General features: G+C 63.8%; 10 protein-coding genes and 2 tRNA genes. 6 read left to right on the top strand and 6 right to left on the bottom strand.

Features of this window, described 5'->3' with window-relative positions; all coding sequences use genetic code 11:
* Positions 1-67 precede the first annotated feature (67 nt).
* A complete protein-coding gene (locus B5F74_RS03885) occupies positions 68-928 on the top strand; it encodes a PRD domain-containing protein (RefSeq protein WP_087200171.1) in 861 nt (286 codons plus the stop codon).
* A gap of 125 nt (positions 929-1053) precedes the next feature.
* On the opposite strand, the gene B5F74_RS03890 is transcribed toward B5F74_RS03885, so the two are convergent.
* Positions 1054-1593 carry a hypothetical protein gene (locus B5F74_RS03890; RefSeq protein WP_066828851.1) on the bottom strand — a complete coding sequence of 180 codons (540 nt, stop codon included), beginning with the start codon at positions 1591-1593 and terminating at the stop codon, positions 1054-1056.
* A gap of 273 nt (positions 1594-1866) precedes the next feature.
* Entirely contained in the window at positions 1867-2808 is a 942-nt protein-coding gene (locus tag B5F74_RS03895; protein ID WP_087200173.1) for a hypothetical protein, read from the bottom strand.
* Positions 2809-3185: 377 nt separating this feature from the next.
* Here B5F74_RS03895 and glyA point away from each other — a divergent pair, with 377 nt between their 5' ends.
* Positions 3186-4436, top strand: coding sequence for a serine hydroxymethyltransferase (glyA, locus tag B5F74_RS03900; protein WP_087200175.1), 1251 nt, complete (start codon positions 3186-3188; stop codon positions 4434-4436).
* A gap of 100 nt (positions 4437-4536) precedes the next feature.
* Here glyA and B5F74_RS12520 read toward each other — a convergent pair whose 3' ends face one another.
* Entirely contained in the window at positions 4537-4707 is a 171-nt protein-coding gene (locus B5F74_RS12520; protein WP_187119094.1) for a DUF6724 family protein, read from the bottom strand.
* A 132-nt stretch (positions 4708-4839) separates the two neighbouring features.
* On the opposite strand from B5F74_RS12520, the gene serS reads away from it, so the two are divergent.
* Positions 4840-6132: a serine--tRNA ligase gene (gene serS, locus B5F74_RS03905; protein WP_087200178.1), complete on the top strand. Its 1293-nt coding sequence runs from the start codon at positions 4840-4842 to the stop codon at positions 6130-6132.
* Positions 6133-6254: 122 nt separating this feature from the next.
* Here serS and B5F74_RS03910 read toward each other — a convergent pair whose 3' ends face one another.
* Complete coding sequence (locus tag B5F74_RS03910) at positions 6255-7265, bottom strand: membrane dipeptidase (protein WP_087200180.1); 1011 nt, start codon at positions 7263-7265, stop codon at positions 6255-6257.
* A 147-nt stretch (positions 7266-7412) separates the two neighbouring features.
* Here B5F74_RS03910 and B5F74_RS03915 point away from each other — a divergent pair, with 147 nt between their 5' ends.
* The 3 genes from B5F74_RS03915 to B5F74_RS03925 all read left to right on the top strand — a co-directional run bounded on the left by B5F74_RS03915 (position 7413) and on the right by B5F74_RS03925 (position 10729).
* The gene (locus tag B5F74_RS03915; protein WP_087200182.1) at positions 7413-7763 is read left to right on the top strand and encodes a hypothetical protein; all 351 of its coding nucleotides are present in this window, start codon (positions 7413-7415) and stop codon (positions 7761-7763) included.
* A gap of 216 nt (positions 7764-7979) precedes the next feature.
* Positions 7980-8056 (top strand) — tRNA-Arg (locus B5F74_RS03920).
* Positions 8057-8311: 255 nt separating this feature from the next.
* On the top strand, positions 8312-10729 hold the full coding sequence (locus B5F74_RS03925; RefSeq protein WP_087200184.1) for a hypothetical protein: 2418 nt from the start codon (positions 8312-8314) through the stop codon (positions 10727-10729).
* A gap of 434 nt (positions 10730-11163) precedes the next feature.
* Here B5F74_RS03925 and B5F74_RS03930 read toward each other — a convergent pair.
* Together B5F74_RS03930 and gluQRS are read right to left on the bottom strand one after the other, a co-directional pair.
* Positions 11164-11254: transfer RNA gene (locus B5F74_RS03930), tRNA-Ser, on the bottom strand.
* A 122-nt stretch (positions 11255-11376) separates the two neighbouring features.
* Positions 11377-12327, bottom strand: coding sequence for a tRNA glutamyl-Q(34) synthetase GluQRS (gene gluQRS / locus B5F74_RS03935; protein WP_255375104.1), 951 nt, complete (start codon positions 12325-12327; stop codon positions 11377-11379).
* Positions 12328-12493 lie beyond the last annotated feature (166 nt).

The following is a 12493-nucleotide window of genomic DNA, read 5'->3' on the forward strand; positions in this document are numbered from 1 at the left end:
GACGGCGGGGTCGGCGCATCGCGCGCGACAACGAATTGACCAGCGCTTCGCCTAAGGAGACGGCCGTATGTACCGCATCACCAAACCGCTCAACCACAACGCATTGCTCGCGTTCAACATGGACGATGCGCGCGAGTACCTGGTGGTCGGACGCGGCGTCGGCTTCGGGCGCAAGCCGGGCGAGCGCGTGGAGGATTTCGGAGGGGCTGTGGAGCCGCAGCGCTACCTGCTGTCGCAGGCTGCCGGCGGTCGCGGTGACGCGCACGACCTGCTCGCTCGGATAGACCCGGTCGTGCTCGACGTGGCCGAGGGGATCTACGAGGACGTGCGCGACACCTTCGGCAAGGCGGATCCCAAGATGCTGCTGCCGCTTGCCGACCACCTTGCCTTCGCCGTGGCGCGCGTGCGCGAGGGCGGAGGGCTCAGCAACCCGCTCACCGAGGATATCCGCGCGCTGTTCCCGCGCGAGTTCGAGGTGGCGCGGCGAGGCGTGGCAGAGCTGGCAGACCGGATGGGCGTGGAGCTGGGTGACGACGAGGTGGGGCTTATCGCCCTGCACGTGCACTCGTCGCTCGATGACGGCCATGTGGAGCAGGCTATACAGGTCGCACAGCTCACGCGCGCGTGCATCGGCGCGGTGGAACGGCTCACCGGCAGCGCCATCGACGTGTCGTCTTACGACTACAACCGCCTCATGACGCATGTGAAGTACATGGTCACGCGCATCATCCGCGGGGAGCGGCTGAGCATCGACGTGAACGAGACCATCAAGCTGAGCGCGCCCAGCAGCTATCGGGCCGCAGAGGCCGTGTGCGCCGAGATGGAGCGGCTCATGGGCACGCCGGTGAGCGAGCTCGAGGTGGGCTATCTCGCCATGCACATCGCCCGCGTCGCCGGCGAGGAGTCGCGGGCCGCCTCGCGCAGGTGACGCTCGCCCTCATCCCTACGGATGCAAATGGGGGGACGTACCTTCGGCTTGCACTTATGCAAATGGGGGACGTACCTTCCGCTTGCACTTTTGCACGCGGAAGGTACGTCCCCCATTTGCATCGGTTAGAGCTTCTTCAGGCGTTCGACGAACGGCTTCAGATAGCGCCGATCGCACCCGTCGAAACCCTCGCGCATGCTCTGCAGCGCGGTGACCTGCCGCGTCTCGCCCTGCTTGATCTGGCTTTCGAGCATGCGGAAGTAGATGCGCATGGCGATCTTGTCGAGTGCGCCGAGCTTTTCAAAGTGAAAATTCCCCTGGCAGTAGCACCAAGGGAGATCGGGATATTCCGCGGCGGGGAAGGAGCGGCGGAACGCCTCCTCGATCTCGCTTTCGGGCCATTCGTCGCACGGCATGGGCGTGGCACCCACGCCCACCACGCCGTAGCGCTTTTCGGGATGGGCGGCCATATACGCCTTGAACTGCTTGGAGCCCTTCATCGAGGCGGCGTGGAACCAGGTGCACAGCACGATCAGGTCGGCATCGGCTCCGTCACGGTCAAGCCGGTCGAGCTGCACGCACGGGCAGCCAAGGTCCTCGGCGAGCCAATCGGCGTAGGTCTGTGCCGAACCTGTTTGAGAGCAGTACACAACAAGCGCGCGCATACAATCCTCCTTTTTGGCACGAGTGCCCGCTCGATGCTCAAGGATGCCGTCGTCGTTGGGTCGATGACGAGCTGCGCCATAGCATCGACGGGCGGCTTCATCGCGACGGATCTGATGCTTTCACGGTATATGGAATCCAGGCCTGCAGCCCGGAGATGGCGCAACCCTTACACGTTCCTGATATGCGGATTTCCTCGCGCAGCGCGTCGTTAAGCGTTACGAATACAGGTAGAACAGGTATCTTGCGGTATCCGTGTAGCTCTCGTCGGTCACCTACCATGTATCGCCTTCGCGCGTGAACTCGAGCATGGCGACCTCTGTCTCGGTGCGCCCCTGCTCGTGGCTGGCGAGCGTTTCGTTGAATAACCGTTGGACCTCGGCGCGCTGCTGGTCGTTGGGCATGACAACCGTGCTGTCGGTCAGGCCCTGTTCTTGCAGGTAGTCGAATACGCGCATATAGAACTCGTCGGTAAAGCCGCGTGCGTCGCGCGTCGTGGCGTCAAAGAACACCGAGCCGTCCGCTTCATCGCCGCTGTCATCGAAAGCGTAGACGTCCGTGATCGTATAGCTGAAGTCGGTGAGAGCCCAGTCGGCATAGCTGCCGGGATCGATGCCGAAGTCATAGGGAGTGTAGCCCAGGGTTTGCTGGAACATCTGGGCGAAGTCCTCCATGATGAGCGTGCGGGCGCGGCTGTCCGGGGCGGCGATGGTCTCGAGCAGGGCGCGTGCCTGCTCTTCGACGGCGACTTCGTCATCGGTGGGGTCATCGGGATCTGCGGCATCGGTGGACAGGAACTCGGAATCCCATGCCACCGGCGCATCATCGCCCATCAGCTCCGACAGGGCCCCGCTGGTGCACATGGGGATGGAGCCGATGCCGAAAAAGACGAGGTCGATGATGAGGAAGATGAGGATGACGGTGCCGCATCCGCATCCGCGCTTCTTGCGAGGGGATCGGGGCTCCTCGGGACGCGGGCTCTGGTTGGTCCACGGCTTCTGTGGACGCCTCTTGGCAGGTCTGGTTCGGGTTTTTGCGGATGATTCGGATTTATCGGGCGCATCGTAGGCATCGGGCTGCTTAACGGGGCTCTGATATCCGTCCACGCTCTGCGGACCCGTGTCGAGCTGGTCTGCGGGCACCTCATCGGGTGCCTCCCACGGGAGTTCGGGCTCGCCGGCGTTGAACGGGTCGATATGGGAATCATGACGGCTCATGGACGCCTCGCTTTCCCGTCGGGTTCGATGCTGATGCAAGTATATACCGGCTGCGCGCGCGAGCATGGTAAGCGCTTGGTCAGTGCGAATGGCGGGTGGATTGCTTGGGGACGGGTTCGTTCCAACCCATCGCGGTGAGCTGCTTGGGGACGGGTTCGTTTTAACCCATCCGGCGGCACCTGCGGCCCCTGCGAGCCGGAACGGAAGCGCCCCGTATCCACGGTGGTCTAACAGAGGTTTTCGAGAACGCCGTCCCGCGCACGGAGTGTTCGGGTGCGCCCATCGATTGGCTCTGGCGCATGGACGCCCCTCGGCGTAGGGTGAAAACATTGCTCTGCATCCCGCGTCTCCTGACGCGATGGCACAAGGAGGTACGCATGGCACTCGAGCATCTGAAGGCAACCGATCCCGAACTCGCGGCCCTGATGGACGCCGAGCTCGGACGGCAGCGCACCTCCATCGAGCTCATCGCATCGGAGAACTTCTGCAGCCCTGCCGTCATGGAAGCGGTGGGCAGCGTGCTGACCAACAAGTACGCGGAGGGTTATCCGGGGCGCCGGTATTACGGCGGCTGCGAGCAGGTCGATCGCGTGGAGGACCTCGCGCGCTCACGGGCATGCGAGCTGTTCGGCTGCCGCTTCGCCAACGTCCAGCCGCATTCGGGCGCGAACGCCAACATAGCGGCGTACACGGCGCTCATCAAGCCGGGCGACACCGTGCTCGGCATGAGCCTCGATCAGGGCGGCCACCTCACCCATGGAAGCCCGGTCAACTTCTCGGGCAGCCTGTATCGGTTTGTCCCCTACGGGCTCAACCTCGAGACGGAGACGATCGATTACGACGAGCTCGAGCGCCTAGCGCATGCCGAGCGCCCTGCGCTGATCGTCGGCGGGGCGAGCGCCTATCCGCGCACGATCGACTTCGAGCGCATGGCCGCGATCGCGAAGAGCGTCGGCGCTCGCCTCATGATCGACATGGCGCACATCGCCGGCCTCGTCGCGACCGGCGCGCATCCGTCGCCGGTGCCGTACGCGGATGTCGTGACCTCGACGAGCCACAAGACGCTGCGCGGGCCGCGCGGAGGGTTCATCCTCACGAACGACGAGGAGCTTGCGCGCGCCATCGACAAGGCGGTGTTCCCCGGCACCCAGGGCGGACCGCTCATGCACGTGGTCGCGGGCAAGGCCGTGGCGTTCGGGGAGGCGCTGCGCCCGGAGTTCGCCGACTACATCGACCGCGTGGTCGCCAACTGCGCCGCCATGGGAGAGGGGCTCACCGAGGGCGGGCTGCGCCTGGTGTCCGGCGGCACTGACAACCATCTGTGCCTGGTGGACCTGACGCCGGCGGACGTGACGGGAAAAGACGCGGAGCGCGTGCTGGAACGGGCGGGGCTGACGGTCAACAAGAACGCGATTCCCGGGGAGCCGCGCTCTCCGTTCGTGACCAGCGGTATCCGCGTGGGGTCCGCGGCAGCCACGACGCGCGGTTTCACCGAGGCGGAGTTCCACGAGATCGGCGCTCTGATTGCGCGCACGGTGTTCCATGCGCAAGACGACGAGGTCGTGCGCGCCGTCCGCGCCCGCGTGGACGAGCTGCTCGCCGCGCATGCGCTGTACCCCGGGCTGTAGGCCGGTAGCGGGTTGAAAACGACGAGGCAGCGCCCTCGTGCCGGTGCTGCCGGCGCGGGGGCGCTGCCTCGTTACCCATCGTTTTCGTTCGGGCGGTTTCCTATCCCCAGAAGTCGTCGTCGCCGTCTTCTTTGGGCCCGCGGTCGACATAGAGCTTATGCGTGCGCTTCTCGAGCACGAAGGCCACGATGCCGAAAATGAGGATACCTGCCACGAACAGCACGGCTACGCCTTCGCGCGTGCCGAACAAAAAGGAAAAAAACGCGTCCATCTGATGCCTTCTCGCCTTCTTACTTCGGAAAAAACTCACACAAGTATATACTTGCCTGTGCACAGTCATGACGCCAACCTGAATTGCACATCGGTGCAGTATTCGGGCGGGCGCGTTCCAACTGGAGGCATCATGCTTGACATCAAATATGTCCGCGAGAACCCTGACGCGATCGATACCGCCATGGCGCATCGCCAGACCTCGTGGGACCGTGAGAAGTTTTTCGAGCTCGACGACGAGCGCCGCTCGGTGATCACCGAGGTGGAGGAGCTGCAGGCCACGCGCAACGCTGAGTCCAAGAAGATCGGCGTGCTCATGCGCGAGGGCAAGCGCGACGAGGCCGAGGCGGCCAAGGAGGCCGTGCGCGAGGTCAACGAGAAGATCGAGGGCCTTGCCGCCCGCCGCTCCGAGCTCGAGGCGCAGCTCACCGATTTCATGGCGCACCTGCCCAACCTGCCGTATGAGGCGACCCCGGTGGGCAAGGACGAGACCGAGAACCCCGAGCGCCGTCGTTGGGGCACGCCGCGCGACTTCGCTGCCGAGGGCTTCGAGGCCAAGCCGCACTGGGATCTGGGCACGGATCTCGGCATCCTCGACTTTGAGCGCGGCGCCAAGCTTTCCGGCGGTCGCTTCACGGTGCTGGCCGGCGACGGCGCCACGCTCGACCGCGCTCTCGAGAGCTTCTTCTTGAACACGCACCTGGCTGCCGGCTTCCGCGAGTTCATCCCGCCGGTGGTCGTCAACCGCGAGATCATGTACGGCACGGGCCAGCTGCCCAAGTTCGAGGACGACGCCTACCATGTGGGCGACGACCAGTTCCTGATCCCCACCGCCGAGGTCGTGCTCACCAACCTGCACGCCGGCGAGGTGCTCGACGCCGCCGACCTGCCGCTGTGGTATACCGCGGGCACCCCGTGCTTCCGCGAGGAGGCCGGTTCCGCCGGCCGCGATACGCGCGGCATCATCCGCCAGCACCAGTTCACCAAGGTCGAGATGGTCAAGTTCGCCACGCCCGAGACGTCGGACGACGAGCTTGAGTCCATGGTCGCCGAGGCCGAGCACATCCTGCAGTTGCTCGAGCTGCCCTATCGCGTGATTAGCCTGTGCACCGGTGACCTGGGCTTCTCTGCGCGCCAGACCTACGACATCGAGGTGTGGCTGCCGAGCTACAACAGCTACAAGGAGATCTCCTCCTGCTCGAACTGCGGTGACTTCCAGGCTCGCCGCGCCAACATCAAGTACCGCGATCCCGAGCACTTCAAGGGCACGCGCTTCGTGCACACGCTGAACGGTTCCGGTCTGCCCACGGGCCGCACCATGGCCGCCATCATGGAGAACTACCAGAACCCCGACGGATCCATCACGATTCCTGAGGTCCTGCGCCCCTACATGGGAGGCCGCGAGCGCATCGAGCCGCGCGCGTAGGTGAGGCGAGTACCATACGCAAGCAAAACGGCGACGAACCGATGGGGTTCGTCGCCGTTTTTTGTGGAAGAGGGCTGCAGCGCTCCCGATGGCGGGGGCGCCGCGGGGTTATCGGGCTTTTGTTACCGTCCCCAGCGCTCGAAGAACGACAGGGCGTTCTCGTAGCACAGCTTGCGCGTGATCTCCTCGCCGAAGCGCTCGGCAAAGACCGCTTGAAGCTCGGGCGTCTTGGCGGCAGACGAGATGCAGGACGGCAGGTCCGTCCCGTCGAAGTCGCTGCCGAGGGCGACCGAGTTCTCTCCGCCCAGGTCGAGCCAGTGCTCAACGTGACGGCACAGGTCGTCGAACGTGGGCTCGACGGACGAGGCGTCGTCGCGCAGGAAGTCGGGGCAGTAGTTGAGGCCCACCACGCCGCCGCGGTCGCGGATCTCGGCGAACTGGGCGTCGGTGAGGTTGCGCGGATGCCCGCAGACGGCGCGGCTGTTCGAATGGCTGGCGACGAAGGGGCGCGTCGTCAGGCGCAGCACGTCTGCAAAGCAGGTGTCGTTGAGGTGCGACACGTCGAGAACCATGCGTGCGTCTTCCATATGGCGGATGATCTCGGCTCCCAGCTCGGTGACGCCCGCCTCGGGCGCGTCGTTGCCGCTTGCAAGCGGACCGCGCGCATTCCAGCTCAAAGAGGCCATGAGCACGCCCTCGTCTGCAAGCGCGCCGACGAGGTCCGGATCGGCGGCGAACAGGCGCGCGTTCTCGATGGTGCGCACGGCCACGTGCCCGCCCGATTCCAGGCGCGGGCGGATGTCCGCCGCGGTGCGCGCCTGCGCGATGCGGTCGGCGTGCGCACGGATCTCATCGTCGAGATGGCCCATGACGTGACGGTAGAACGCGATCGACTCCTCGGGGGAGAACTCGTCGTAGATAAAGCAGGCGAAGCACTGCGCCCACGGGATATCCCCCATCTTGTTGAGTGAGAGGTGGCAGCCGTTATCGTCGAGCGCGGTGTCCTCGGCGGCGGCAGGGTCATCGGGATTGAACTGCGCATGGCCCGCACGCTGGTAAAACAGCGGGTCGAGTGAGGGCCAGGCGATGCGGTCGGCGGTGTCGCAGTGCATATCTAACACGGGAAATGCCATGAAAGCTTCCAATCGTCCAGGGTACGGGTGCCCAAAGCATCCTAGCACCTCTGCGCTGAGAAAGATTGCAATCTTTCAAAAACACGAACACATGTTCTTATTCTATGGTACAGTAAGAGCGTACACATGTTCGATAGAGGAGGAGCGATGGACGAACGGCACGAGACGAGGGTTCTGCTCTATGAAAGCGGTCCGGATGAGGAGCGGCTGCATATCGAGGGCATCATCGATCATGCGGGGTCGCTGCGCGTGCGGCAGACGAGTGCCGGACCGCTTACGCGGTGGTGCTTTGAGGAGACGCCCCATGATGTGGAGATGAGCATCGATGCCGAAGGGGTTCGGGCGCTCGCAGCGCTGCTGGAGCTTGACGCCGCGGAGCAGCTTCCCGCTGCGCTTCAGATTCGGTTTGCCGGCTACGACGGGGCGATGCGGCTGCGGGAGTGCTTGAAGGAGCGCGGAGTGCCCTATACCGTAAGCGAGTCGAGGATCGTCCGATAGGGAGGTGCCGGATTCGCGCTTTCGTGCGTCTCGGGATCGCGGTGCGCGGAAGCGATTGATCGGTGCTTCCCTAGAGTTTGATGCAATTGTGAAGAACGCCACAGACGAGATGTATCTTGTTTTCGCAGGTAGTTGAGCATGGCAAAAAATATTTTCAGAAAAGTGGGATTCGCGCTTGACTCATGGGCCCTCTGAGAGCATTATATACCTCGCGTTGCGGCGTTACCTCAGCTGGATAGAGGGTCTGACTACGAATCAGAACGTCACAGGTTCGAATCCTGTACGCCGCACCAGTTGAGATTGAAAGGTGCTCTTCGGAGCACCTTTTTTGTTATGTATGCCTTGCGAAACCCGAGTTCGGAGCTGCGGGTATAAAGAGTCGCGTGACTCCCATCGAGATCTTTCGCCAGACGGGACATCTTGCGCTTGCGGGGCCCTCATGCCTCGCCTGTCGCCGAAAAGGTCGATGCAGCGTGTAAAAATGCGCTCACAATGGGATACAAGGCGTTAAACGGGCGTGTGCGAGAAGCGTGGAAGAGGCTGTGGCTATGGAGACGGGGACAACGATCAGGCTTTCGTTCTTGGCGCGTCGCAAGCGCCTTCCCGTGCTTCCCGAGCAGCCGTCGGGCACGGTGTTCGGCATCGTGTGGGATGCATGCCCTATCCCTCAGGGCTTTGTGTGCTACATCGTTCAATTCATCGAGCGCTCCCGCGCCAAGATCATGGGCCTGGTGAGCGGCGACGGGCGCGTGTACCGGGCGCTTGCGCCCTCCGACGATGTCCCCGCCGACGAAGACGCGTGCCTTATATTGGTGCGCGAGCGGGGAAACCGTGTCGGCGACGTCTACGTCAAGTCCGACAACGGGCGTCTGGTCCATACGAGCGCGTTTCGGGGGTCCACGGCGGGCACCATGCGCGAGGTTGCGGAAGAGGCGACGTGGAATACCGAGCACAGCCTGGTCTATCGCGAGTTCATGGCAACGATGTTTTTGCGCCATTGCGTCTTCCATGCACCGGCGGTCCACGTGTCTGCAACGGATGATGCGGGTGAGGCAACGGTTCCGCGAACTGAGCAGCTGGCGGCGCCGGTCGAGATCTTCAAGGGCTTTCGCGAGGCGCTTCTCACCGACGCGATCTCAGCGCTCCTGTTCCGTATCGAGCGCAACGAGCATCCCTCGGGAATCGAGAAGTTCTCCCACAGCCTGTTCTCGGAAATCGACCTGGCTCGTCTGCGCACGCTGGTGACGGTGGGCGAGGTGAGCCTCGCCCATATCGAGAACATGGACGGGTTCTACATCAACCTCAACCACGAGGCGATGTCACCCGAAGACGTGGTGTTCCTCTACGGGGTCGAGTCTCGGCTCAACCGCGTGCTGGCGGTGCTCAAGAGAATCGGCGTGGGGCTGTCACCTGCCAGCACGTCGCCTTCCGAGGAAGCGTGCTCGCTGCTCGACCGCATGGGGTTCGAAGAGGTGACCTCCCATGTCGGGCGGCTGATCCGGGAGGGCGACCACGCGCCGCGCTGCTCCTGGAATGCGCCCGGCACGGTCGCGTGCCAGCCTGGCGGCGAATGGGACGTCAGGATGCATGTGGCGGAGCTCTGCGAGGGGCTCAACCTGCTGGTTCGCCTGGAGTACCGCTTTGACTACTGCGAGGAGTCTCACCGCATCGCCCTGCAGTTCACCAAGATCTCCGCGACGTCGATGCCGAGCTCGCTGTACGACGAGGAGTCCTCCTCGTGGACCGATGTCGATGATGGGGCGAGGGAGCGTGCGGCCGCTGAGTATGGATGCCGCATCGTGATGGTGCTTGCCGCTGCGGCCTTTGCGGCGAGCCCCACGATCTCGAACTGCTTGGTGGAGGAGCACGATCCTATTGGGCAGACCTATAGGTCGTATGCATTCAATAGGACCGCCTTTATGGTCGATCTGCTGCCCAAGGCTCTCGAGCTGGTGGGCGTTCCGCTGGCGACGGGAGGTGCTGCGTGCGCGCTTCGCGCCTCGGAGACCTCTGAGCGCTTTCGCCGCATCGCCGCGCCGGAGCGGATCGCCGCGCCCCGTGATGATGCGCGCGAACTGCCCGAGGCGCTTCGCGGTCTTCTGCACGCGGATTTCGCGCGAGAGCTCGAGGTCGTTGAGGACAAGGACGATGAGTTCGTCATGCGCTTCGCGCAGCTCCAAGGGGAGGGCCCTCTCGATCCGGCGCAGGCGGAGGCAAAGCTCGGAGCCTTTATCGATGAGATGCAGACGGCGTGCGCCGTCGCGGAGCTGGAAGAGGACCGGCCGGTTCGAACGCAGTTCTGCGAGAACCATCTGGGGCGCATCCTTTTGCCCCTGTTCATCGACGATCCATCGGTTCGCGTGCTGCGTGCACCCGACGCGCTCTTCTTCGCGCAGTACGAGCTCTGTTCGATGTACCTCAATTGCGGGGCGGTCGAGCAGGCGATTCTCGAGGCCCGGCGGCTGCTGGACATGGCGACGACGTCGATGCAGGCGCATTTCACGCTCATCAGCGCGCTGGCGCGCCAGAAGATGTTCGATGAGGTCATCGATGTCGCTAAGCACGGGCTGCGGGCTGCGTACGACCGCGATGCCATAGCGTATCTGTTCTATCGGCTGGCCTTTGCCTATTGGAACGAGGGCGACAAGCTGACGGCGCTCGCGTGCTATCGACTGGTGCCTGCGGGGGAGCAGATTGCCGCGGTGGCGCAAGAGGAGGCGCGCGAGCTCATGAACCGGATGGGGCTGGCTGAGCCCCTCGGGTTCGCGGAGGCGGTGACGATCGCCAAGGCGGCGGGCGTGCCGATTCCGCCGACCGACGAACTGTACAGCCAGGTGGCGGATGCGGCGGTCCAGCTGATGGATGCCGGCTTCCTGTACCTCGCCGCGCGTTGCGTCTACGCGATGTGGCGGATGTACGGCAAAGATGAGCTCGGTGTGATCAGCAGGTCGTTGCTCTTTGAGTAGCGTCACGCGCTGGATGCTTGCTTCGGCGCTCCAGGATTCCTGCCGCACTTCCGTTGGCCTTGCAGATTCATGAAAAAGTAGGATGGCAATCAGTTCTTTCCTGGGGAAATGTCGAAGCCGGGTTAGGTTTTTCATGAATTGCCGAGCCTCTTTGGGGACACGTCGGGGATGAAGGCTTCTGTGCGCGTTTAGGCGAAAACGTCCGTCGTCCTCGCGGCGGCGAGCCCGCGGCTCTGGCTGGAAGAGCTGGGGATCCGGGCCACCGCTTCGCTGCGGCCCTCCGCTGCGGAGGCCCTGCGGGCCTCCTTGCGACCCATGCTGGCAAAGGCGCTTTCGCGCTTTGCTCACCATGGGGCCCTCCCGGGTTCGAATCCCCAGCGCCCTCGACAGCAAAAAGCCCGCCACCGCAAGGGTAACGGGCTTGTAGCTTCGACTGGCGGAGAGCTGGGGATTCGAACCCCAGATTCCCTTGTGGGGAATACTCGCTTAGCAGGCGAGCACCTTCGGCCTCTCGGTCAGCTCTCCGGAACAGTGACGCTAATATTAGCGCACAGATGCGTACCTATGCAAGAAGAATTTGCACACGCGTCGAGCCTGCACAACATGCCCGCCTTCCCGACTGTCCAAGCCCCGGCGCGCTTCTGCGATTACTCGAAGAGCGAGCCGTCGATGACGATGTCGGCATGATGGGCGGCGATGGCGTCCCATGAGAAGATATCGATAAGCTGCTCGGCCGAGCGCGGGGCTGAGTCAGGGGCGATGCCCGCTGCGCCGGCGAGCCGCCCCAGCAGGCGCTCCGGCGTATCGAATGCGCGCTTGAGCTCGCCCATATCGCAGTCGTGCTCGCGCTTGGAGAGCCTGCGCCCGTCGGGGGCGATCAGCATGGGCACATGGGCGTAGGCAGGCTGCGCGAAGCCGAGCAGCCGTTGCAGGTACATCTGGCGCGGCACGGACGAGAGCAGATCGCGGCCGCGCACGACCTCGGTAACGCCTATCTCCGCATCGTCTACCACGACGACCAGCTGGTAGGCGTACACGCCATCGCTGCGCTGGATGAGAAAGTCGCCGCAGTCATGGGCGAGCGTTTCCGTTTGGGTGCCGTAGACGCGATCGACAAACGAGATGGTTCCCGCGGGGTCGTCCGCATCGGGTACACGCAGGCGCAGCGCCGCCGGGCGGACCCGCTGCCGCTCTTCGATCTGCTGTGCGGTCAGGTTGCGGCACGTACCTGCATACACGGGCGTGCCGTCGCTTGCGTGCGGTGCGCTGGCGGCATGGAGCTCCGCGCGCGTGCAGAAGCAGGGGTAGGTGAGGCCGTCCGTGTGAAGCTCGGCGGTCGCTTCCCGGTACAGGTCGAGGCGATCATGCTGGTAGATGGGGCCTTCGTCCCAATCGAGCCCGAGCCATCGGAGGTCGTCTATAATCTGCTGCGCGCGTTTGGGGTCGCAGCATCGAGGATCGAGGTCTTCGATGCGCAGGACCATACGACCGTTTTGGGAACGCACGGAAAGCCAGGCTACCAGCGTCGAGAAGATATTACCCAGATGCATGCGGCCCGAAGGGGAGGGGGCGAAGCGTCCGACAGGCGTGTGATACATTAACGTGTTGTTAGATGGTACAAGTTCCATTGCGTGTACTTTCGCTGGGTCGTATTGTCGTCTGCTAATGCGTCGGGAAGTGCGATACGGCACAATGATACCCACATCGGGTTGGGAGGTAAGAGCGTGAGCGAGTCGACAACTGGTCGGGAGAGCATAGAGAAGG

The organism is Collinsella sp. An271, from assembly GCF_002159695.1.
Taxonomy (GTDB): Bacteria; Actinomycetota; Coriobacteriia; order Coriobacteriales; family Coriobacteriaceae; genus Collinsella; species Collinsella ihumii.